The 23,153-nt window shown below is 70.8% G+C and carries 18 protein-coding genes and 1 pseudogene; 8 read left to right on the top strand and 11 right to left on the bottom strand.

What is annotated here, in order from left to right; translation table 11 throughout:
* Positions 1-8 precede the first annotated feature (8 nt).
* The gene (locus ACZ7L5_RS17540) at positions 9-905 is read right to left on the bottom strand and encodes a GNAT family N-acetyltransferase (protein ID WP_471517517.1); all 897 of its coding nucleotides are present in this window, start codon (positions 903-905) and stop codon (positions 9-11) included.
* 486 nt (positions 906-1,391) lie between these two features.
* On the opposite strand from ACZ7L5_RS17540, the gene ACZ7L5_RS17535 reads away from it, so the two are divergent.
* A complete protein-coding gene (locus ACZ7L5_RS17535) occupies positions 1,392-2,600 on the top strand; it encodes a glycoside hydrolase family 64 protein (protein WP_471517515.1) in 1,209 nt (402 codons plus the stop codon).
* Positions 2,601-2,729: 129 nt separating this feature from the next.
* The gene (locus ACZ7L5_RS17530) at positions 2,730-2,936 is read left to right on the top strand and encodes a hypothetical protein (protein WP_328430330.1); all 207 of its coding nucleotides are present in this window, start codon (positions 2,730-2,732) and stop codon (positions 2,934-2,936) included.
* A 300-nt stretch (positions 2,937-3,236) separates the two neighbouring features.
* Here ACZ7L5_RS17530 and ACZ7L5_RS17525 read toward each other — a convergent pair whose 3' ends face one another.
* Entirely contained in the window at positions 3,237-4,376 is a 1,140-nt protein-coding gene (locus ACZ7L5_RS17525; RefSeq protein WP_471517513.1) for a sulfite oxidase, read from the bottom strand.
* Between the two features lie 212 nt (positions 4,377-4,588).
* Between ACZ7L5_RS17525 and sthA the strand changes: the two are divergent.
* Positions 4,589-5,991 (top strand): annotated as a pseudogene (gene sthA / locus ACZ7L5_RS17520) (Si-specific NAD(P)(+) transhydrogenase).
* A 15-nt stretch (positions 5,992-6,006) separates the two neighbouring features.
* Here sthA and ACZ7L5_RS17515 read toward each other — a convergent pair.
* Positions 6,007-6,510, bottom strand: coding sequence for a DUF5709 domain-containing protein (locus tag ACZ7L5_RS17515; RefSeq protein WP_471517512.1), 504 nt, complete (start codon positions 6,508-6,510; stop codon positions 6,007-6,009).
* A 315-nt stretch (positions 6,511-6,825) separates the two neighbouring features.
* On the opposite strand from ACZ7L5_RS17515, the gene ACZ7L5_RS17510 reads away from it, so the two are divergent.
* On the top strand, positions 6,826-8,310 hold the full coding sequence (locus ACZ7L5_RS17510) for an APC family permease (RefSeq protein WP_471517510.1): 1,485 nt from the start codon (positions 6,826-6,828) through the stop codon (positions 8,308-8,310).
* A gap of 11 nt (positions 8,311-8,321) precedes the next feature.
* Positions 8,322-9,281: a hypothetical protein gene (locus ACZ7L5_RS17505; RefSeq protein WP_328877379.1), complete on the top strand. Its 960-nt coding sequence runs from the start codon at positions 8,322-8,324 to the stop codon at positions 9,279-9,281.
* 53 nt (positions 9,282-9,334) lie between these two features.
* Here ACZ7L5_RS17505 and ACZ7L5_RS17500 read toward each other — a convergent pair whose 3' ends face one another.
* The 3 genes from ACZ7L5_RS17500 to ACZ7L5_RS17490 form a co-directional block, all read right to left on the bottom strand.
* Positions 9,335-10,282, bottom strand: coding sequence for a lysylphosphatidylglycerol synthase transmembrane domain-containing protein (locus tag ACZ7L5_RS17500; RefSeq protein WP_471517508.1), 948 nt, complete (start codon positions 10,280-10,282; stop codon positions 9,335-9,337).
* Positions 10,279-11,775: a hypothetical protein gene (locus tag ACZ7L5_RS17495; protein ID WP_471517506.1), complete on the bottom strand. Its 1,497-nt coding sequence runs from the start codon at positions 11,773-11,775 to the stop codon at positions 10,279-10,281. Before ACZ7L5_RS17495 ends, ACZ7L5_RS17500 begins: the two co-directional genes overlap by 4 nt.
* Positions 11,776-11,946: 171 nt before the next feature.
* Entirely contained in the window at positions 11,947-12,345 is a 399-nt protein-coding gene (locus ACZ7L5_RS17490) for a YybH family protein (RefSeq protein WP_363036421.1), read from the bottom strand.
* A gap of 115 nt (positions 12,346-12,460) precedes the next feature.
* Between ACZ7L5_RS17490 and ACZ7L5_RS17485 the strand changes: the two genes are divergently transcribed.
* Entirely contained in the window at positions 12,461-13,141 is a 681-nt protein-coding gene (locus ACZ7L5_RS17485; RefSeq protein ID WP_471517504.1) for a nucleoside/nucleotide kinase family protein, read from the top strand.
* 51 nt (positions 13,142-13,192) lie between these two features.
* On the opposite strand, the gene ACZ7L5_RS17480 is transcribed toward ACZ7L5_RS17485, so the two are convergent.
* From ACZ7L5_RS17480 to ACZ7L5_RS17460, 5 genes are all read right to left on the bottom strand, one after another.
* A complete protein-coding gene (locus ACZ7L5_RS17480; protein ID WP_471517502.1) occupies positions 13,193-15,055 on the bottom strand; it encodes a hypothetical protein in 1,863 nt (620 codons plus the stop codon).
* 5 nt (positions 15,056-15,060) lie between these two features.
* Positions 15,061-15,948: a carbohydrate ABC transporter permease gene (locus tag ACZ7L5_RS17475; protein ID WP_328877384.1), complete on the bottom strand. Its 888-nt coding sequence runs from the start codon at positions 15,946-15,948 to the stop codon at positions 15,061-15,063.
* 18 nt (positions 15,949-15,966) lie between these two features.
* Complete coding sequence (locus ACZ7L5_RS17470; protein WP_471518115.1) at positions 15,967-16,947, bottom strand: carbohydrate ABC transporter permease; 981 nt, start codon at positions 16,945-16,947, stop codon at positions 15,967-15,969.
* A gap of 169 nt (positions 16,948-17,116) precedes the next feature.
* Positions 17,117-18,448 carry an ABC transporter substrate-binding protein gene (locus ACZ7L5_RS17465; RefSeq protein WP_471517501.1) on the bottom strand — a complete coding sequence of 444 codons (1,332 nt, stop codon included), beginning with the start codon at positions 18,446-18,448 and terminating at the stop codon, positions 17,117-17,119.
* Between the two features lie 270 nt (positions 18,449-18,718).
* A complete protein-coding gene (locus ACZ7L5_RS17460) occupies positions 18,719-19,840 on the bottom strand; it encodes an ROK family protein (RefSeq protein ID WP_471517499.1) in 1,122 nt (373 codons plus the stop codon).
* A 269-nt stretch (positions 19,841-20,109) separates the two neighbouring features.
* On the opposite strand from ACZ7L5_RS17460, the gene ACZ7L5_RS17455 reads away from it, so the two are divergent.
* On the top strand, positions 20,110-21,018 hold the full coding sequence (locus ACZ7L5_RS17455; RefSeq protein ID WP_471517498.1) for an N-acetylglucosamine kinase: 909 nt from the start codon (positions 20,110-20,112) through the stop codon (positions 21,016-21,018).
* A 181-nt stretch (positions 21,019-21,199) separates the two neighbouring features.
* Positions 21,200-23,122 (top strand): phosphatase PAP2 family protein, encoded by a 1,923-nt coding sequence (locus tag ACZ7L5_RS17450; protein ID WP_471517496.1) that lies wholly within the window; start codon positions 21,200-21,202, stop codon positions 23,120-23,122.
* Positions 23,123-23,153: the final 31 nt, after the last annotated feature.

Below are 23,153 nucleotides of genomic sequence, written 5' to 3'. Positions count from 1 at the left end.
GCTCCTGGCTACGGCCGGCCCGTCACATCGAAGTTGATGCGCTCCCTGACCACGGGGAACCCTGCCTTGGCGAAGTTGCGGGCCATGGGGAAGTTGCCCTGGTCGGTCGCTCCGGTGACGAACTCCGCGCCCTGTTCGGCCAGGACGTGGGTGCACTCCGCGAGGAGGTCGTAGGCGTAGCCGTGGCCGCGCTGTTCAGGGACGACTCCGATGAAGCCGACCGTCGGGCCGGAGGGGTTGTGTGCCGGGATGTGGATGCCGGCCAACTCGCCCTCCGGGGTGTGCGCTACTTGCCACCACTCCCGTGGGGACGGGCACCAGTGGAAGAAGTCGAGCTCCTCCTGCGCGGCCTGGTCGAGGCCGCCCTCCGCGATGGCCCGCAGCGCGTGGGCGTCAAGGGTGACGGAGTGGATGCGGCGCAGTGCGTCGAAGAAGACGGCGTCATCGGGCTCGGCGACGAAGCGCAGCCGGCCGGGCCGTTCGGGCAGGCCGAGTTCCGGGGTCCAGCGGTACAGGAAGCGTTCCACCAGGAGTTCGTAGCCGGCCGCACGCGCGGCGCCGAAGCGGGCCTCGGCCGCGGCCTTCAGGCCGGGCTCGTCCCGCCAGCCGCCGGGCAGGTTGATCTCGAGTTCGACCTGCCAGGGAGCGGAGCGCAGGAGTTCGGCGCCGGCCTCCTCCTCGCCCTCGGCGACGTCGAACCAGTTGATGTTGATGGGCTCCGAGTCGTCGGGGCCGCCCCACCAGGCGCCGCGAGCGACGACCGTGCCGTCGCGCAGGGCGACTCGCTTCCACTCGGGGCGGAAACGGGTCCGCAGGTGACCCTCACGGGCGCCGAGCGGGTCGGGGTGTGCGTCGAAAAGATGGGCGTCGCTCGTCGAGAGCGCACGGATGACCGGATCGGTCATGGATTCCTCCGGGATACAGACTGCTTGGAGCGCTCCCGGTCAGATCACGCGAAACACGCCGGGGCAACGGAAAGGGAGCGCTGAAAAGGTGTGAACTGCACGGCACTCGCCTCCTTCCGTCCGTCTCAAGGCGTGGAGCCACACCGTACGTGATCTTTCCCGGGTCCGTCCATGGTTTTTTGCGGGCGGATGCGGGCGGATGCACAGGGGCACGGAGAGCGCTCTCAGAGCATCTTCGGACGCCTGCGGAGCTTAAGTGGGACTTAGGAGAGAGTTAAGCGGTCGTGGTCATTCCGTGGCTTTTCAAGTTCCCGCAGCTCAGTGGGATTTGGTCACGATGCAGACCCGTTGGCCGTTGCGGCGGGCGTGCGTAGCATCGGGGCCCACCGGTGGCGGCGAGGCCCGCTTCGAGAGCGCTCTCAGACCTATGGGTCCCGTCGCCACCGCGCCCAAGTACCCGCACAAGTACTCCGGGAGACCCCCCACATGACACCCCGTCACCAGCGCACTCTCGGTCGACGCAGGCTCCTCTTCGCCCTCGGCGGCGCCGCGGTGGCCGTCCCCGCCATCGCCACCGTGGCTCCCCACGCCCTTGCGGAAACGCCCGCGGGCGGTGCCGCGCCTGCCGCGGCGGAGTCGATGCCGCTGACGATCGTCAACGACAGCGGCTCCTTCGACAACGCGAACGTCCACGTCTACATCGTCGGCAACCAGGACGGCAGGCAGGTGCGCGTCACGCCCGACGGCACCCTCGCGCCGATCGCCCTGTCGGACAACGGCCCCGACGGCTTCACCGACTACGCGATCAGCCTGTCCGGCGGCGGCGAGACCCGGCTGTCCCTCCCCCACATGTCCGGCCGGATCTATGTGTCGCTCGGCGCGAAGCTCAAGTTCAAGGCCGTCGCGGACGGCAACGGCAACGCGGCGCTGCAGTATCCCGCGGGTTGGGTGACGTCGGACCCGAACTACCCGGTGCTGCACGACTGCGCCGAGTTCACCTTCAACGCCGCCGGAATGTTCTGCAACACCACCATGGTCGACATGTTCAGCGTGCCGCTGAGCATCCGGCTGACGGGGGCCAAGGACCAGACGACCGGCAAGTTGCGCGAGGGTGGACGCGCGGCCGCGTTCGCCGCCGTGCGCCAGGTCGAGGAGTTCGCGCCGCTCGTCGTGGACGACACGCGCGTCATCGCCCCGGGTCACGGCCTGGACGCCGGCGTGTTCACCAAGGACTACTTCGCCCCGTCCATCGACGAGGTCTGGAGCATGTACACGGGGAGGGACCTCACCGTCACCACCAACGCGGGCACCTTCACGGGGCGGGTACGCGGTGAGCGGTTCGCCTTCGACGGGCCCGCGCAGGTGTCCTTCGCCAAGCCGTCCACGCGGGACGTGCTGTTCTGCGACGGCAATCTCGCCGCCCCCAACGACGGCACGACCGGTCCCGTCGCCGCCGTCCTCGGCGCCGGCTTCAACCGCTCGACGCTGATCAGCCATCCCGCCCAGCCGACGACCGACCCCGCCGACTTCTACCGGACCGACCTGACCAACCACTACGCCAAGGCCATGCACGCGGCCCACGAGGACGGCAAGGCGTACGGCTTCGCCTTCGACGACGTCGCCGATTTCGCCTCGTACATCCAGGACACGGCACCGACCGGGATCCGGCTGACACTCACGCCGTTCGAGGGCTGACGCGGGCCCACGAGCAGGGGGCTCTCGGCGGCTCCGGATGCAGGGTTTGCTCGGGCGTTGAATGGTGTTATCAGACCCGATGACCGCACCGGGCCCGAAGAAGTCACCCGGATCCGAGGAGCAGAGATGATGCCGACGTCCCAGCCCGAAGCGTCCGGGCCGTCCGGGGAGCGCGTCACCCCGGACGACCTGCTCCACGCCCGCACCGGCACGGATGTGTCGCCCGAGGACATAGTGCTTGCCTCAGGCAAGGACCTCACCCCGCGCAATCTGGAATGGGCCAAGCGCAAGCTGGCCGCCGAGGGCCCCTCCGCCCTCGACAAGCTGCTGCCCTAGGTCGTGTCCGCAAGGTCCCGTCGTTCGCCCGGAGGACGGGCCCCGCGGCGTCTGGTGCGTGCTCTCGGCGTGCCGGGCGGAGGCCCACGTACTGGACGTACTCGGGACTTCGCCCGGTGCGGCAGTGGGGGGACCCTCCCGCCGCACCCGGCGAAGAGAGTGGGGGAGCGTGCCAGGCGTCGCAGGCAGGCGGGACTTTGCGGACACGGCCAAGCCCGACCGCCGGAATCCGCACGGGTCGCCCCCGGGTGCGCCACCGCACCCGGGGCGGCCGCGTGCGGCCGGCCCCTGCCCGCAGCGTCACTGGCCGGACCCGTCCTCGCCCTCGTCCAGGCACAGCACCGGCACCCGCTGCACGAGGTTGTTCGCGAAGCCTCCGCGGTTCCAGGGCTGCTCCAGGGGCTGGATGTGCCCGTCGGCGTCGGTGGCCCGGGCGCTCAGCACGTACTCGCCGGGGATCGCCGCCCAGCTGTGCTGCCACCGGCGCCACGCCCAGCGATGCCCGTCCTCCGGCTCCAGCTCCGCCTCCTGCCAGGTCCGCCCCGCGTCCAGGCTGACCTCTACGCGCGTCACCGCGGCCCGCCCGGACCAGGCCCGCCCCTCCAAGGTCACGGTCCCGGGCCTGACCACGCGTGCCCTCGACATGAAGTCGGGGAAGCCCGGCGGGACGAGCAGGGCACGGGGAGCGATGCGGGTGACCGGCTCGCCCTCGTCCTCGGGTTGCCGGCGCAGCCGGTAGGCCACGGCCTGCTGGAACCCCGTGAACGGCTCGTCGACGACGGTGACCTCGCGCAGCCACTTCACGTGCGCCATGCCGTACCAGCCGGGCACCACCAGCCGCAGGGGGCGGCCGTGCTGCGGGGGCAGCGGGGCGCCGTTCATCGCGTACGCGACCAGTACCTCGGGATCGCCGCCCAGGGCCACGTCGAGGTGCAGCGCGCGCTGGTAGTCCTGCTCGACGCCGCGCTCGACCCCGTGGTCGGCGCCGGTGAAGACGACCTCGACCGCGTCGGGCTCGATGTCGGCCTCGGCGAGCAGCAGCCGCAGTGGCACGCCGGTCCACTCGGCGGTGCCGACCGCCTCGACGAGCCAGGGCTGGCTCACCGGCCGTGGCGTCAGCAGGGCCCGGCCGTTGCCCGCGCACTCCAGCGTGACCCGGGTGGTGACCTGCGGGAACGTACGAAGGTCGGCCAGGCTCAGACGCAGTGGACGGCGGACCTGGCCGCCGATGGCCAGATGCCAGGAGGTGTCGTCGGGGACGTACGGGATGTCGTAGTGGGTCAGGACGTAGTGCAGTCCGGATGGGGTGATGTCGTGACGCAGGGCTTCGAGCGGCAGGCCGTGGTTGCGGGCCGCGAGCGCCAGCTCGTCCCGGCCGATGCCCTCCTCGGGGGCGGCCAGCCTGGCCGGTGCGCTCGCGTCGACGAGTCGATGCCCCATACCTGCATTATCGACCCTTGGCGGGCATTTCCGCGCCGGGGCCGGCATCCTCTCCCGGAGGTGGGCGGGGCCTTGCGGTATCAGCAAGGCGAATGCGCAACTCCCCTGGCTCCCACGGAACTTCACCTCGTGGGCTCCTCCGGCACTTCACATCGTCAAAGGTCTCCGGCTCACCCTTTCGAAGGGGTCTCGCGGCTGCCAGACTCCTGAAGGTGCCCGACTTCGACATGCTCGTCATCGGATCCGGCCCGGGTGGCCAGAAGGCGGCCATCGCCGCGGCCAAGCTCGGCCGCCGGGTCGCCGTCGTCGACCGCCCCGACATGGTCGGCGGCGTCTCCATCCACACCGGGACCATCCCCTCCAAGACCCTGCGCGAGGCCGTGCTCTACCTGACCGGCCTCACCCAGCGCGATCTGTACGGACAGAGCTATCGGCTCAAGGAGGACATCACCGTCTCCGACCTGACCGCCCGCACCCAGCACGTGGTCGGCCGTGAGGTGGACGTCATCCGCAGCCAGTTGTCCCGCAACCATGTCGCCCTGTACGCCGGGACCGGGCGCTTCATCGATCCCCACACCGTCGCCCTGCGCGAGGTCACCGGCCAGGAACGGCTGCTGACCGCCGAGCACGTCGTCATCGCCACCGGCACCCGGCCCGCGCGCCCCGCCAGTGTGGAGTTCGACGGGCGCACGATCCTGGACTCGGACAACGTACTGGCGCTGGAGCGGGTGCCGCGCTCCATGGTGATCGTGGGTGCCGGGGTGATCGGTATGGAGTACGCCTCGATGTTCGCCGCGCTCGGCAGCAAGATCACCGTGGTGGAGAAGCGGGCCGGGATGCTCGACATGTGCGACGTCGAGGTGATCGAGTCGCTGAAGTACCACCTGCGGGACCTCGCCGTGACGTTCCGCTTCGGCGAGACGGTCGCCGCGGTCGAGCGGCATACCCGTGGAACCCTGACCGTCCTGGAGAGCGGGAAGAAGATCCCCGCCGACGCGGTGATGTACTCGGCGGGCCGGCAGGGGCTCACCGACGAACTGACCTGGACAAGGCCGGGCTGACCGCGGACCCGCGCGGCCGGATCACGGTCGACGAGCACTACCGCACCGAGGTGCCGCACATCTACGCCGTCGGCGATGTGATCGGCTTTCCCGCGCTGGCCGCGACGTCGATGGAGCAGGGGCGGTCGGCGGCGTACCACGCCTGCGGGGAGCCCGTCGGCCGGATGCACAACCTCCAGCCGATCGGCATCTACACCATCCCTGAGATCAGCTTCGTGGGGCGGACCGAGGACCAGCTCACCGAGGACCGGGTGCCGTTCGAGGTCGGCATCTCGCGCTACCGCGAGCTGGCTCGCGGGCAGATCATCGGCGACTCGCACGGCATGCTGAAGCTGCTGGTCTCCCCCGAGGACCGCACGCTGCTCGGTGTGCACTGCTTCGGTACGGGGGCGACCGAGCTCATCCACATCGGGCAGTCGGTGATGGGGTGCGGCGGAACCGTCGACTATCTGGTCGACGCGGTGTTCAACTACCCGACGCTTGCGGAGTCTTACAAGGTCGCCGCTCTCGACGCCACGAACAGACTGCGGCAGATCGACCGGATCGGGGACTGAGCCTCCCGAACCTGATCAGGTGTCCACGCCGCCCTCCGGCAGGTCGGCGTCGTCCTCGACCAGGTGCATGGCGGCCTCCTCCGCGCCGGCCGCTCCGCCGTCGATGCCCTGGTCGAAGGCGATCTGCTCCTTCGTGGTGCCTGCGCGGGCGCCCTCGTCCGGTGCGACCAGGCGGCCGGCACGGTCGGTGCCCGCCTCCGGGTCGACGAGTTCGCCCTCGCCGCCCGGCAGGTCACCCACGTCGTCGCCGACGGGCTCGGCCACCTCGGGGACCTCCTGGGTGAGCCTCTCGTCGAGGGTCTCGCCGGCGTGCTGTTCGGCGGCCGTGGTGCCGTACTTGGTGACGCCGAGCGGCTTCTCGGGCGGGGAGTAGCCCTCGTCGAGGGTGTCGTCGTAGGTCCGCTCGTCCAAGGCGTCCTGGAGGTCGAGCGGAGCCGCGTCCTGTTGTTCCTCGTTGCCTCCGGTGGGCTGGTACGCGTCGTCGGCCATCGACTCGGCGGGCGTGTGTTCGGTGCCCATTGCTGCCTCCTCACTCGCGCGCGGCGGCTGGTTGTGCCGGTGCATGTCCTGAACCGCGTTTCCCGTTGTGCGTTCTCCAACCCCGGAAGATCTCATGGCTCTTGAAGCATCAAGGAGTGTGGCTATCATCACTCGCACACACGGCGTGACTGCACGACGACGCAACGGCGTACAGTGTCCGCCACCCCCGTTCCGCCGCCCCTGACCCGAGGTCATCCCTCACCGGTTCGTGGCGTAGTTCCACCCCCCACACCCCCCTTACGCCGTCGGGGCCGGCTCGCCCCCACGTCGTGCACGACGGAAAGCAGCGCATCCATGAGCAACAACAGGGGAAGAGGGCTGCAGGCCAATGCCCTCGGTACGTTCGACACGGTGGTGATGGCGATCGCGGGCAGTGCCCCCGCGTACTCGATCGCCGCGACCTCGGCGGTCCTCGTCGGCGCGGTGGGCCTGGCCAGCCCGGCCGCGCTGCTGTACTGCGCGATACCCATGCTGGGCATCGCCCTGGCCTACAGCTATCTCAGCCGGATCGACGTGAACGCGGGCGCCAGTTACTCCTGGGTCGGCCGTACCCTGCATCCCTTTCTGGGCTTCATCAGCGGCTGGGCGCTGGTGATCTCGGCGACGATCTTCATGGTGGCCGGTTCGCTGCCCGCCGGATCGATGACGCTCGCCGTCTTCGACGAGGGCCTCGCGGACAACACCGCGCTGTCCACACTGGTCGGCGCCGGCTGGTTCCTGGTCATGCTGCTCGTGGTGCTGGGCGGCGCGCGGCTCACCGTCCGGGCGCAGCTGGTGATGTCCGGTGTCGAGCTGGTGATACTGGCCCTGTTCGCGGTGCTCGCCCTGCTCCACGCGGACAACGCCCGGGCCTTCGACTGGTCCTGGCTCGGCTTCGGCCATTTCGACGGGGTCACGGGATTCGCGTCGGGGGCGCTGATCGCCGCGTTCTACTACTGGGGCTGGGACGTCACGAGCAACCTCAGTGAGGAGACCCGCAACAGCCGCCGTACGACCGGCCTCGCGGGCCTCATCGGGGTCGGCATCGTGTTCCTGCTGTTCGAGGTGTTCACGATCGCGGTGAACGTCATCCTCTCCTCGAAGCAGATCCGGGACAACGACGCCAACGTGCTGGCCGTGCTCGGTGAGGAGGTGTGGCCGGGCTGGGGCGGGAAGTTGCTGATCGTGGCGGTGATGCTGTCCACCATCGCCACCCTGGAGACCACGCTCATCCAGGTCACGCGCTCGCTGTTCGCGATGGGCCGGGACCGTACGATGCCGGCCGCGCTGGGCCGTGTGCACCGGCGTTGGAACACGCCGTGGGTGGCGATCGCGGTGGTCGGCGTGGTGGCGCTGGGGATGTTCGTCGCCGCCAACTCCCTCGGCACGGTGGGCGAGATCCTCTCCGACGCCATCTCCGCGATCGGGCTGCAGATCGCCGTCTACTACGGGCTGACCGGGATCGCGGTGGTCGTCGCCTACCGCAGGATGCTGCTGAAGTCGGTGAGCAACTTCGTACTCGGCGGCGTATGGCCGCTGTTCGGCGCCCTGTTCATGTTCTGGATCTTCGTCGAGTCGCTGGGCGAGCTGAGTACCTCCGCGATCACGATCGGCATCGGCGGTCTCGCGGCCGGGCTGATCCCGATGCTCTGGTACTGGCGGCAGGGCAGCGACTACTACCGGCCGGCGAAACTGGACGCCGCCGAGACCGTCGAGGCGGACTACGTTCCCGCCGGCCGTGACGGCACCAGGTCCGACACCGACTCCCTTGTCCACGAGGGTCTTCCCACCGATTTCTGAGAGAGCCGTCGATGGCGAAAGACCGCTTCGTTCCCGACTTCGACCCCGACTGCGGTGACGCCGCCCTCACCTGCGCCCGCCAGGACATCGTCATCGGCCGCTGGCAGGGGCTGCGGGAGCTGCTGCGGGCGACCGGCCCCGACTGGCTGGTCCGCGGGCATCGGACCCGGCTGCTCGCGCAGGCGTGCGCGAGCAGTTCGACGGCTGAGTCGTGGCTGGCCGCCGAGCCGCACAGCGCCGACGCGCTGGTGCTGCGGGCGGCGACGGAGACGGCCCGGGCGTTCAACGTGGCAATCACCGCGGGCCGGGGCGTGCCGATCGACCGGCAGCGCATCGACACCGCGGTGCTGTCGTGCCTGAAGGCCGCCGACTCCTACCCGGACGATCCGACACCGTGGATCTCGCTGATCTCCGTCGCGCGGCTGTATCCGTCGGGCGTCCGGCGGCAGGAACTGGCGCGCTGGTGGGACGAGTTGCACCAGCGCGACCCGTACAGCGTGGAGGGACACCTCCAGGTGCTGCATTACTACTCCTCGCGCTGGCACGGCACCCACGGCCTGATGTACGACTTCGCCCGTGACGCGGCCGGCGTGGCACCGCCAGGCTGCCCGCTGCCGGTGCTCGTGCAGTACGCCCGGGTCGAGGAGTTCCGCTACGCCCTTGACGCGGCCCGGGGGCAGCATGCCTCGGTCGGCCTCGGACAGCACTGGAGCAACGACGGCGCCGCCAGTGACGTACGCCGGACCTGGGAGCGCTGGATCATGGGCCGCACCGACAACACCGTGGCCCCCGGCGAGCTGCGCGACCTCAACTACCTGGCTCACGCGGCCTGTCATGCGGGCGCACACGACATCGCCGCGGCTCTGTTCCGGATATTGCAGCGCCGGGCCACGCGGGCGCCATGGGCATACACCGGCGATCCGGACAAGCAGTTCGTCAAGTGGCGCAAGGAGGTGGGGCTGCGCGGGTGAAGCGGGGTGCCTTCGTCCTGAGGGTCGTGGGGCACCTTCTCCAGGTCGCACGCTCACAGCGCCCCGCGCCGGACGAGTACGGCGAGCACGATCAGCCCGGGAATCAGCGGCAGCCACACCGTCAGCAGCCGGTAGCCGAGTACGGCGGAGGCGGCCGCGGTCGCCGGGGCGCCGGCCGCGGCCAGCGCGAGGACGAGCACGGCGTCGAGGGAGCCGAGGCCGCCGGGGGTGGGCAGCAGAGCCGCCGCGGTGCTCGCGGCGAGATACAGCAGTGCCACCCGGGCCGGCGGGAGGGGCAGCGCGACCGCGCGGGTGACGGCGATCAGCACGGCGCAGTGCAGCGTCACGAAGGCCAGCGAGCCGCCCCACAGGGCCGCCGCCCGCACCGGTCTCGCGTGGACGGCGACGATGTACGCCCAGGCCGCGGTCAGCGCCCGGCTGCACCGGGGCCACAGGGGGCCGCTCAGCAGGACGATCGTGCCGGCCACCACGGCGCACGCGCCGATCAGGACTCCCCCGCTGACGTGCGGGAGATGCAGCAGGCCGGGGCCGGCGGCGAAGAAGAGTACGGCGATGAGCGCGCCGCGCAGGAGGGCACCGGCGGTGCCCTTGACCGCGATGGCGGTGGCCGCGGCGGCTATCGGCATGCCGCAGCGTATGAGGAACCGCAGGTTCACCGCGCCGGCGCCGAGTCCGGCGGGCAGCACATGGTTGGCCGCGGAGGCGGCGAACTGCCCTGCCGCGAGCCGGCCGGGCGGCAGTCGGAGCGGCACCGCACCCTGCTGGGCGAGCGCCGAGCAGGGCCACGTCACGAGCGTGGCCGCGGCGGCCACGAGCAGCCAGCCCCGGTCGGCGAGGGCAAGCCGGACCGCGCCGGTCTCGAGCACGGCCCAGTGCCGGCGGGCCAGCCACACCACGGCCACGAGGACGACGAGCGTGAGCAGGGCGTGCCAGCAGGCCCGTCGGCGCTGGGGTGGGGCGAGGAACGGCTCCGACGTCATGCCCGTCCGCCCGCGCCCCGCGCCGGGGCGATGCGGACTTCCAGGCCGTCGAGGCGGTGCAGCTCCCAGCCGCGGGCGTACCGGGGAGGCTTGCCGCCGGGATTGGTGAGGGCGCCGACCGGTGCGCTGCGGGCGGTCCGCAGGATGTCGGCCGTGGTGGTGTTGGCGTTGTTGCCGCGCGTCGCGCCGGAGTCGCAGCCGGTGTAGTACCCGACAGGGATCGCTTCGTGTCCGGTCAGCAGGCAGGGCGCGCGCACGCCGAGGCGGTGGAGCTCGGCGGCGGAGCGAGCCCAGGCCTGGCGGTTGGCGGTGGTGCGGTCCACGGTGTGGTCCAGCACGGCGTACTGCACGGCCAGATGCCCGGCCAGCCCGAGCGCGATCACGGCCCCGACGGCCGGGCGCCACCGGCCGGTCGGCGTGGTGACCAGGCGGAGCAGGGCGTGCGCGACCGGGATGGCGAGCAGGGCGTAGGCGGGCAGCAGGAAGCGGGGGGCCGCGTATCCGATCAGGAACAGGTACGGGAAAGCGGCCGTCACGGCGCAGAGCAGCGGGACCAGGGTGCGGGTGGTGCGTCCGTCCAGGACGGCGACCGCGAGTGCGTAGACGGCGAGCAGGGGGACGACGAACCACCAGGCGTAGACGGCCGGGTCGGGCATCTCGCCGTTGCAGGGCCGGCACAGGGTGTTTCCCACCAGGCTGCGCATCTGGTCGTCGACGGCGAGGTTCCAGCCCAGGTCCCCCTGGATGCGGGAGGCCTGGTTCAGCCGCTCGCGCAGACCTCCGTAGCTGACGAACGCCTCGATCACCCACTGGATGCCCCCGGCCACGAGCCCCGCCGCGAGAGCGGCCCCGAGCCGCCAGTGCCGTACCGCAACGACGAGGACGAGCAGGGGCAGCGTGACCCATACCGCGTCGGTGGGCCGCATCCACGCCATCACTGCGGCACCGGCCAGGACGCCCCACAGGGCCCGTCGGTCGAAGCGGTCCGCGCGGGCCCGCAGGAAGCAGCCGACGCAGAACAGGGCGCCGAACGCGACCCAGAGGTTGGGCATGGCCTGCGGGCCGTAGAAAAGGGTCACCCAGAGGGAGGCGAAGAGGGCTCCGGCGCCTGCCAGGACACGGGCCGGGAACAGGCCGCGCCAGGCGCGCAGGGCCAGGTACAGGGCGAGTCCGGACAGGATGGCGATGTAGACGCGCAGCAGTGTCGTGGACGACGACCAGGAGGCGATGGGCCACGCGAGCAGGGTGACGCCTCGCGCGCGTGGCGCGCTGAAGAAGGCGGCCGGCGCGTCGGTGCCGACCTGGCTGACGTACACGATCTCGTCCCAGCCGAGGCCCATCGAGGGCCGTACGAGGAGGAGTTGTGCGAGGGTGAAAGCACCGGCCACCGCCGCGAGCAGGCCGTGGCCGCGGGCCCCCCACGGCCTTCCGGACGCGAGCGCCTCGTCGCGCCGTCCCACGCCCGTGAGCATGGGTTTCGTGCCGTGGGCCATCGTCCACCCCTCACCCCTACGAGTCGTAGGGTTCCGAGCCCCGCAGCCGGGCGAGTTGGCCGACGGGGAACCGAGAAAATCATCACAAACACGGACAAACTAACGCGCAAGGTGCAAGCGTGCAGTGTGATGTTCGGCCAGGTGCCTGACATGGACGATGCGAGTCGTGTGTCAGTCGTGCGGGAACGAGTGGTGCTCGTGGGCGACGACCCAGCGGCCGCCCTCCTTGCGCAGACCGAGCGTCAGACGCAGGCGGAGGGTGGGGCGTTCGGCGAGTTCGTCCGGGGTTCCGCAGCGCAGGAGGGCGTGGGCGTACGCCACGTCGGCGCCCGCGGTGATGTCGAGTGACTCGATCTCGAAGGAGGCGCCCTTGGCCTGCCACTCGAAGAACGGCGGCCAGGTGGCGCGGTACGCCGGCAGGCCGCGGATGCCGTCGTGGGGCGGCGGTACGTCGAACATGACGATGTCCTCGGTGTGGTCGGCGAGGACGCCGTCGAGGTCACCCCGGTGGACCGCGTCGGCCCAGGTCGTGATCAGTGTGCGGATCTGCGTGGTGTCGTCGTCCGGCATGGTGCGCGCCTTCCTTCCCCTCCCCGTGGTGACTCGTGACGAGGAGAATCCCCTTGTCCAGGAGACTCCGCGGACCACCGGAAGTCATCGCCGACCGGGTGACACACTCTGCTGTGTGGCCCTGACCTTCGACGACCTCCTCGCCCGTGCCCGGTCCCTCCCACGCGACGGCCGCCGCGCGGTCCTCGGCATCGCAGGCAGCCCGGGGGCGGGCAAGACCACGCTCGCCGAGCATCTGGTGCGGGAACTCAATGGTGCCGGGGATCCCTGGGTCGCGCATGTGCCCATGGACGGCTTCCACCTCGCCGACGTGGAGCTGGACAGGCTCGGCCGCCGTGACCGCAAGGGCGCACCCGACACGTTCGACGCCGCGGGGTACGCGGCGCTGCTGCGGCGCCTGCGCGAGGATCCCGACGATGGCACCGTGTACGCACCCGCCTTCGAGCGGGTTCTGGAGCAGCCCGTCGCGGGCGCCGTTCCGGTGCAGGCCACGGCCCGGCTAGTGGTGACCGAGGGCAACTACCTGCTGCTGGAGACGGATGCGTGGGCGCGGGTACGGCCACAGCTGGACGAGGTGTGGTTCTGCGAGCTCGACGAACCGGAGCGCCTGCGGCGGCTGATCGCCCGGCACGAGGAGTTCGGCAAACCGCACGACGAGGCCGTGGCCTGGGTACTGCGCTCCGACCAGCGCAACGCGGAGCTGGTGGCCGCGACCCGGGACCGGGCCGACCTGGTGGTGCCGGCCGCGGTGGTGCCCGTCCCGTACGGGCCGTCGACGGCCCGTACGGGGGCATGAGTACCGCATGGCGGGGGCTTGAGGACCGCACATGCGGCCCGCAGGACCGGTCTACACGGCCTGCAGCGTCAGCTCCGGTTCTCCGTGCGCGTCGCCCGCCGCCTCGCCGATCACAGCGGTGAACGCCTCGGTCCGGACCGTCAGACCCGGACCGTCCTGGGAGAAGGCGGGCGCGAACGGGCCCGTCGATCCGAGGCGCCCCGCTGCGTGGCGTCCCGCTCCGTAGCGCACGGCGAAGACGTGGAGGTGCTCCGGTGCGCCGTGGGCCGGTTCGGCCTCCAGTGCCGTCGAGGTGACCAGGTGGCTCCAGCCCAGGTCGGGGTTGCCGTAGCCGCGAGGGTCGGCTGCGAGGGCGAAGGCCGCCTCCTCCTGGGTCCGGTCCGCGCGGGCGTCGAAGTGGTCGAGGCCGTCCGCCTCGGGGTGCGTCAGACGCAGTGCGCCGGCCGACGTGACCTCGCCCTCGGCGGTCCTGCGTACGCGCTCGCCGTCGTCGGTGGCGTACGGCAGGCCCGCGAGCAGGTACGGCGTGCCGGGTAGCCGGTCCACCGCGACCGTCACCCACAAGGCCGTGCCGTCGGTGACGTACAGGGACCGGACATGGCGCAGGACGTGGTCGCGGCCGACGACCGGCTTGGTGACCAGCTTGGCGGTGAGGCCGTCGGCGCGGACGTCCCGGACGCGGACCTCACCCATCGGGCGGCAGAAGAGGAAGCCGTCCGTCACGGGGCCGAAGCCGTGCTGCCGGTTCACCGCCGCCGGGAGGTAGTACGTGCCCGCCGCCTCGACCAGGGACGGGGTCATACGGCCGTCGAAGGCCACCGAGACCGAACCTGCGCGGAGCTGGTGGCGGGCCGGGACCGGCGACGGGGTGCGGTGCCAGCGCGCGGTGTCCTGGATCTGCCAGACCAGCATCCAGGCGAAGTGACCGTCGACCCCGCCGTCCGCCTTGACCGCGTGCCGGCCCCACCGGGTGTCGCCCCGGTAACGGCCGAGGTCGGAGCCGATGCGCCGGCTGAAGTAGCGCAGGCCGAGGACCGACTCGAAGCCGCTGTGCTGCTCGCTGTAGCGCGGGCCGCCGTTGTCGAAGCCGCCGCCGGGCAGGCGGGCGTCGAGGTACCGGGCGAGCGCGTCGCCGTCCTCGGCGAAGACCTGTTCGCCGCTGACCCGGTGGGCCTGGGCGAGGAAGGACAGGGAGATCGGGCCGTAGTTGTTGTCGTAGGCGCCGCCGTGCTCGGGAGGCAGGAGTGCGCCGCGGTCGGCGACCCGGTGGGCGCGGATCTTCTCGGCGTACAGGGCGATCGCCCGCGACCGCACCAGGTCGCGTCGGCCCGGCGGGAGGTGGCGGGCCAGCATCAGTCCGCCGACGATGCAGCCGATGGCCTGGTTGCCGGCCTCCTGCGGATTGAAGAAGGTCGCCTCGGTCAGCCAGCGCCAGTAGCCGTGCGCCACCTCGGTCAGCTCGGCGCGCTGCTCGTCCTCGACGAGTCCCTCCGCGAGGTCCAGCACGTTGACCGCCTGGAGCAGCGCCCATACCGTGCTCGGCCAGTCACCGATGGGATGGGCGCCGGGTGCGAGGGTGTAACGGGCGTACGGCAGACCGGAGTTGCGGGCCCGCAGGTTCGGGTAGCCGGGGTTGTCCTCGGTGTAGACGCGCTCGCGCAGATGGAAGGCGAGGCTGCGGCGCACCGCCTCCGGCAGGCGCGGGTCCTGGCCGCGCTGCCAGGCGAGGGCCAGGAGTGAGGTGACGCCGAGTGAGGTGTCGCCGATGTCGTCGACACAGTCGGGATGTTCCAGATTGCCCTCGGGCGTGAGCCGGGCCAGGGCCTGTTCGGCGACACCGGCGAGGACGGCGTCGTATGCCTGAGGGGTGTCCGGGAGGTCGTGCAGGGCGCCGAGCTGGCGAGGGAGATGCACGGGTGTCAGCCCTTCATGCCGGAGGTGGCCATGCCTTCCACCAGCCTCTTCTGGAAGATGAGGAAGCAGATGAGGGTGGGCAGGAGGGCGAGTGTCGACATGGCGAACATCGCGCCGTAGGAGGAGCCGCTGGTCTGGTCGAGGAACAGCGTCAGACCCAGGGGGACGGTGAACTTGTCGTTCTGCTGAAGGTAGACGAGCTGGTGCAGGAAGTCGTCGTAGGTCCAGATGAAGGTGAAGATCGTGGTGGTGATCAGCGCCGGCTTCATCAGCGGCAGGATGATCCTCCAGTAGATCTTCCACGGATTGGCCCCGTCGACCATGGCCGCCTGGTCCAGCTCGCGCGGGATGGAGCGGATGAACTGGACCATCAGGAAGATGAAGAAGGCGTCGACGGCCAGGAACTTCGGCACGATCAGCGGCAGGAACGTGTTGATCCAGGTCAGGTTGTAGAAGATCGTGTACTGCGGGATCAGGACGGCCTGCGTGGGCAGCATCAGGGTGCCGAGCATCAGGCCGAACCAGATCTTCTTGCCGCGGAACTCGAAGCGTGCGAAGGCGTACGCGGCCAGCGAGCACGAGATGACGTTTCCGATCACCGCGCCGATCGTCACGATCAGCGAGTTGGTGATGTAGAGGGAGAAGGAGTTGCCGGAGCCGCTCCAGCCCTCGGAGTAGTTCTCGGGACGCAGCGCGGTCGGGATGAGCCCGGGGTGGGTGAAGATCTCGGTGTCGGGCTTGAGGGAGCTGCTGAGCATCCACATCAGCGGGTACAGCATGACGATCGCGACGCCGATGAGCACGGTGTGGATGAAGATGCGGCGGGTCCCGGTGGCCGAGCGGAGCTTGTGCAGCGGCGATGTCGAGGACCGGGGCGGTGTGATGGCGGACATGGGTGAAGGACTCCTCGCTCAGTCGTCGTAGTGGACCCAGTAGCGGCTGGCGATGAAGTTGACCGCCGTGAACAGTGCGATGACCAGGAACAGCACCCAGGCCAGCGCGGAGGCGTACCCCATCTGCAGGTCCGTGAAGCCCTTCTTGTACAGGTACAGGGAGTACAGCATGGTCGAATTGAGCGGTCCGCCGGAGCCGTTGCTGATCACGAACGCGGGAGTGAACGTCTTGAACGCGTCGATGATCTGAAGGACCACGTTGAAGAAGACGATCGGAGTGAGCAGCGGCAGGGTGATCTTGAAGAACCTGGTCACGGCGCCGGCACCGTCGATCGCGGCCGCCTCGAACACGTCCTTCGGCAGTTGCTTCAGCCCCGCGAGGAAGATCACCATGGGCGTGCCGAACTGCCAGACGGCCAGCAGGACGAGCGTGTAGAGCGCGGTGTCCGGGCTGGAGATCCAGTCCTGGCCGGTGTTGAGCCCGAACCAGCCCAGGAAGTCGTTGAACAGGCCGTCGCCGCCGAAGACCTGCCGCCACACGATCGCGATGGCCACGGCCCCGCCGAGCAGGGACGGCAGGTAGAAGGCGGCCCGGTACAGGCCTATGCCCCTGAGATCGCGGTTGAGCAGCATCGCCACCGCGAGGGCGAGGGCCAGCTTCAGGGGCACGGAGACGACGACGTACACGAGGGTGGCGTGCACCGAGTCCCAGAAGACCGGGTCGTCGGTGAACATCCGGTCGTAGTTGTCCATGCCGACCCACTGCGCGGGCGTCAGCAGGTCGAAGTTGGTGAACGACAGGTACAGCGAGTCGAGCATCGGGTAGATCGTCAGCCCGAACAGGCCCACGAACCAGGGGGCCAGGAAGAGGTACGGCCACCATCCCCCGCCCCGCCGTCTGGCGAGGCGGCGACGCATACGGTCACGTTCCCGCTGGTCGGACGGGGTCGCCGGAGCCGACGGCTCCTTGACGACCTCGCCGGTCTGCGCGGTGGTCATACTCATGTCTCCCTGGCCCTCTCCCGGTATCTCAGATGGGGCGGCACGTCTCGAAGCCCCGGTTCACTGCCACGCCCCAAGGGGCGCGGGGAACTGCGCGACCAGTCACAACGAGCCCGCAGCCGAACGGCAGCCCATCGCGGTCGCCTCCGCGGCACTCCCCGAGGGGCTAACCCCCGAGAATCCCCGCCGCCTGGTCGAAGAACTCGGAGAGCTGCGCCTTGATCGACTTCTTGCCGAAGGCCACCGCGAGGTTCGACTGGAACAGCAGATCCCAGATCTGGTCGGCCCCCTGCGGCGGCGGCACCGGCGCGGGCAGGGCGTTGGACGCCTTGGAGACACGCTGGGAGATGTAGTCCGCGTTCTCCATGTTCAGCTTGTCCGTCTCGGTCAGGCCCGAGGCGATCAGGTTGCGGGCCTTCTCGGTCGGCGGGATGCCGCGGAACAGCTGCATGTCCTTGATCGCCGTGTCGTCCTGGGCGAAGAAGTTCATGATCTTCACCGAGTCGGCGACCCTCTTGCCGGCCTTGGTGGCGCACAGCAGCACACCGCCGTTGACGAAGTTGCCCTCGCGGGCGCCGGAGAAGTCGCCCTGCGGGGTCGGCAGGAAGTCCAGCTGGGCGTCGGTGATGGACCCGCCCGCGCCGTAGACACCGGAGTCGAAGGTGAACAGTGCCTTGCCGATGACGACCGCGTTCTTGGTGAGGTCGTTGTGCGCGGCGGAGGTGATGGCCGGCGGTGGGGACGCGTTCGTCTTGCGCATCTCGGCCCAGTACTCCCACCACTCCTGGAGGGTGTCGGAGGTGAAGCCGAGCTTCTTGCCGTCGTCCGAGAAGAAGGTCTGTCCCTTCTCGCGGGCGAACACCTCGAAGCACTGGAGGGTGGAGCCGCCGCCGTCGTCGACGCCGTACGTCTTGCCGCCGCTCTTCTTGTAGACGTCCTGGGCGACCTTCTTCAGGTCGGCCCAGGTCCACTCGCGGTCGGGCAGCTTCAGGCCGAGCTTCTCCAGGCCGCTGCGATTGACGGTGAGCTGGTTGACGCCGATCCCGGACGGGACGCCGTAGAGCTTGCCGTCCACGGTGCCGGCGGCGAGGAGCGTCTTGGAGAAGCCCGTGAGGTCCAGGGTCTTGCCGACGTAGGAGTCGAGCGGGGCGAGGACGCCCTTGCGGGCGTACTGCGCCACCAGGGCGGTGTCCATCTGGAGCAGGTCCGGGGCGCTGCCGCCGGCGATGTTGGTGTTGAACTTGTCGAAGTAGCCGTCGTAGCCCTGGTAGGTCTCGCGGATCTTGATCTTCGGGTTCTGCTTCTGGAAGTAGGCGAGCGACTTCTTGTAGGCGTTGTGCCGGTCGTCGCTGCCCCACCACGTCATGGTCAGGTCGCTGCTGGTGCTGCCGGCGCCCGTGCCTCCGGCGCAGGCGCTGAGCGAGGTGCCGAGCGCGCCGGCGACGGCCAGTCCGCTCGCGGTGCGGAAGAGGGTTCTGCGCGAGATCTGGTGACCCACCGGGTCCTCCCTGGATGTGCGTGACGGATTGCCCGGCCGGTCAGCGCGGCTCGGATCCTTCTGTGGATGGCGCCCTACGGCCCGCGACCTCGCCCGGTCGTTCCGCCGTGTCGGACGAGGGTCCACGGCCGTCGTCCCGGCCATGACCGTACGAGCACGCCCTCGCACGGCTCGCCGTACGCGATGTACGGCGGAGTACCTCGTCCCGAGCCGGGTCCCGCCGGCTCAGAAAGCGCTTGTCCGGACATTGGCAGAAGCGGGTCGAGTCCGTCAATGCTTCGCCTGGACCGCCCCGGTCACGGTTTGGATTCCGCGAGCGACGGCGAGCCGGGTGGCTCCGACCACGGTGCCGCTGTCGCCGAGCGCGCTGCTGACGACCTCGGTGGGCCAGCTCAGCCGGCCGAGCTCGGCCCGGACACCCGGTACGAGCTGCGGGTTCGAGCCGACGGCTCCGCCCAGCACGATCAGCCCGGGGTCCAGGACGGCGGCCACGGCGGCGGCCAGCCGTCCGATGTCGGCGGCGTGCCCGGCGACGGCGGCACCGGCCGGGCCGTGGCCCGCCCCGGCGAGGGCGAACAGCCGCTCCGCGGTCTCGGGGCTCGGCTCGTCGTCGTCCTGCCACGTCTCGGCCGTCCGCCGCAGCAGGGAACGTACGCCGATGCGGTCCTCCAGCGCCTCGTGGCGCGGCTCGCGGCCCTCGTCCCACGGGTACGGCAGCCGGGCCACCTCACCGGCGGCCCCGTTCGCCCCGCGCAACACCTGGCCTCCTACGACAATGCCGAGACCGATGCCCACGCCGATCCGCAGATACCCGAACGTGCGGCGGCCCCGTGCCGCACCCTCGTGCAATTCGGCGAGGGCGGCGCAGTTGACGTTGTTCTCCAGGTGGACGGGTACGCCCGGGGGCAGCGCGACCGCCATGGCGTCGAAGACGGGGCCGGCCTTCGCGGTCGCGGGCCGCATTCCGGTGCCGTCCCGGTCCCGGGTCGTGACGTCACCGACGGCGACGACGACGGCGCGCAGCGGAGCGCCGGCGGGCAGTGCGTCGAGGACCTTGCGCACGGTGGCGGCGGCGGCGTCGCGGGATCCGGTGCCCTCGGCCAGCAGGGTGCCGTCGAGGGCGCAGCCGCGCACCTGGGTCTCGGCGGGGCCGAGGTCGACGGCGAGCACGGCGCCGGCTGCCGGCCCGAGCCGGTAGACGGCGGCGGACCTGCCGGTGGCGCCGGAGGCGGTGCCGGAGTGCGCGGCGAGGTCGGCGGCCTCCAGTTCGGCGACGGCGGCGGAGACGGTCGGCTTGGACAGGCCCGCACCGGCCGCCAGCTGGGGACGGGTGGCGGTGCCCGCCCCGGCCAGCACCGCGAACACCGCACGCGCGCTCTCGCTCAGGTCCATGGTCTCCCCTGGTCGTGCCGCGGCGGTCGGAACCGCCGAAATGATCGTTCGGCAACGGGAATTCCGCGCCTCTTGACGCACCCTACTTCGTTAGTTAACTTCCTAACGAACTGATGCGGTACTCGCCTGCCGCACTCGGCAACGAAGCCCGTCCCGGGGCTTCCCTACGAACAACGGCGCGGATCCACGCCGCTCGTCGCGACGTCTGCGCCCGCTCAGGCACGGTCCGCCCGCCGTCGCAGCCAACGCGCAACGACGAAAGAGGATCCGTGCAGGACACTCCCCACTCGTCCCCACTCGTGGTCGGTATCGACGTGGGCGGCACCAAGACGCATCTGCGCGCATTCGCGGGGGACGTCATGGTCGCCGATCACGTCCGCACCAGCAGCGGCTGGCGACCGCACGACCCGGTCGCCGCCGCCGGCTGGCTGGCGACACTGGCCGCCGACACCCTGCCGGCCGGTGGGCGCCCCTCGGCCTTCGCGGTCGGCGGGCACGCATGCGAGACACCGCGCCAGTGCGGGCAGATCCGCACCGCGCTCCAACTCCACTTCGACGCACCGGCTTTGGTGGTGGGTGATGCGGAACTGCTCGTTCCTGCCGCCGGGTTGGACAAGGGGGTGGGGCTGGTCGCCGGCACCGGGTCCGTCGCGGTCGGTCGGCTGACCGACGGCAGTGCGGTCCAGGTCGGCGGCTGGGGCGCGGTCCTCGGCGACGAGGGCGGCGCGGCGGGCCTCGTCCGCGAGGCCGTACGGGCCGTGTGGGCGGCGCACGATCTCGGCGAGGAACCCGACGCGCTGGCGCGCGGGCTGGTCGACGCGTTCGGCGTCCCCGAAGTGCCCGCACTCGGTGCGGCGTTGGAGAACGCCAAGAGCGCTTCCGCCCAGTGGGGCCGGCGTGCGCCGGTGGTGTTCGCAGCCGCCCGGGCCGGTTCAGCGCTCGCCCGTGCGGTGATCGACGAGGGCGGCCGGTCGCTGGCCGCGCTGGTCGGCCAACTCGCCTCGCGTGGGGTCCCGGTGGACGACGTCGTGATCGCCGGCAGCACCATTCTCGCCCAGCCCGTCCTCTTCGACGCCTTCGCCGCCGCGCTCGCCGACAGCGTGCCGGGGGCCCGGCCGTGGCGCTTGGAAGTGCCGCCGGTCGAGGGCGCCCTGGCGCTCGCCCGTTCACTTGTGTGACAGCTGCCGGATTCCACGCTCTCCCGAGTCCGCCACAACTCGCCCGTAGATCTTCGCTCGTAAGACTCGATCCCCCTGTGTTTGGTGCGTCTCATGTGCACCCGATGTGCACCGGGACGGTCGAGTCGATCATTTCGATCTCCTCCCGGCCGTTCGGGCCGATGAACTCGAGAGAGGCACCATGCCGGCATCCGTCGGGCGCCACGCCACCCCGTCCCTCAATAGAAGGCGCTTTCTCCTGACCTCCGCCGGCGGCGGTGCGGCCCTGCTGGCCGTCCCTGCCGTCGCCGGCTGGCTCCCCGCCGCGGACGCCAAGGCCGCCGCGAAGGGAGCCGCGTTCGTCGACGACTACAAGACCAACGTCGTCGCGAACCTGACGCCCGAGACCAACGCGGTGGTCCGCGTTCTCGGCGGCTTCGCGAAGGTGTGGAAGACGGGGGGCGCCTGGAACACCGGCACGCCACTCATGCCCGACGTGCTGCGCGCCAATATGCGCTACAGCGTCCGGATCACCGCCGCGCGCACGGACGCCCAGGCGAAGGAATCGTTCATCATCGACCGTCAGCACCAGAGCTACTCGGTGATCGCCGGTCTCGGTCCGCTCGCCGACCTGTACAAGTCGGGCGCCAGGGCGGTCACATCGATCACCAGCGCTCCGGACGGCACCCCCTCGGGGAAGATCAGCGACACCGTGCCCACGGACGCTCCGGCCGGTTCCGCGATCGGCGCGGGCTCGTACGACTCGGACCTCGGCCGGGTGGCCAAGCTGGTCGACACCGTGCGCGGCCCCTTCGCCTCCGGCAACCCGGCCAAGTTCGCCTATCAGTACCCGCGTCCGTGGCGGATGAACGAGGACAGCGAGGTCGTCGACACCGGCAGGAAGGACGAGTTCGGCTTTCCCGTCTACGAGTCGAAGGTGGTCGTCGCCCCGCAGCTGCTGCGCCAGCGCGGCGAGAGTGCGGCCGAGGACGGCGGCTTCCCCAGCGGGCACACCAACGCCCTGCACCTGGCGGCCCTGGCGTACGCCTACGCCGTGCCCGAGCGCTTCCAGGAGCTGTTGACCCGCGCCTTCGAGCTCAGCCACACCCGCATCGTGGCGGGCATGCACTCCACGGTCGACGTCCTCGGCGGCCGCATCATGGCCACCGCCCTGGCCGCCGCCGCCCTCGCCGACCCGGCCAACGCCGAGCTCAAGGCCGCCGCCCGCGCGCAGGCCCTGGCGTACTTCGAGCAGCGGACCGGCACGACGGCCGACACCCTCAACGCGTACGCCCACGCGGCCGACCGCGCCACCGACCCCTACGCCGACCGTGACGCCAACGCCCGCACGGTCGGGCCGAAGCTGACCTATGTGCTGACCCGGCGCGGTCGCGACGAGCCCCTGACCGTGCCGAAGGGCGCGGAGGTGCTGCTGGAGACGCGTCAGCCGTACCTGACCGCGACCCAGCGTCGCGAGGTGCTGCGCACGACCGCGCTGCCCGGCGGATATGTCCTGCTGGACGGCTTCGAGCAGTGGGGACGGCTCGACCTGTTCACCGCGGCGGACGGTTACGGCGCCTTCGACTCCGACGTGACCGTCACGCTCGACGCGGCGGCCGGGGGCTTCGGCGCGGCCGACGTCTGGCGCAACGACATCCGCGGCGACGGCGGCCTGACCAAGCGCGGCACCGGCACGCTCACCCTGGCCGGGCACAACAGGTACCACGGCGGCACGGTGGTCGAGGACGGCGTGCTGGTCGCCGCTTCCGCCAACGCCCTCGGGGAGGGTGACGTGCGAGTGCAGGGCGGCACGCTCCGCGCGGACAGGGTGCTGCGGGTGCGCGGTTCGTACGTCCAGGAGGGCGACTCCGCCCTGGCCCTGCTGGTCCGCAAGAACCACGGTCCGGCGCTCGAGGTGTCCCGCCGGATCTCGCTGGGCCGGGGCAGCGTGCTGTCGCTGCGCCTCGACGCGGAGCGTCCGCCTGTCGCGGGCACCACGGTGCCCGTCATCGAGGCGTCACAGCTGCGCGGCCAGTTCGACCGGGTGGAGCTGAACTCCCGCACGCTGCGAGCCGTACCCGTCTACACGACGGATGGTCTGTCGGTACGACTCCTCAAGCGGTGACGCCGTCCCCGGCGGGACCTGGTGCAGAGTA

It is taken from the genome of Streptomyces sp. NPDC107528 (assembly GCF_055639295.1).
Note: the sequence above shows the minus strand (reverse complement) of the source record. Positions and strands in the feature narration are given on the sequence as shown.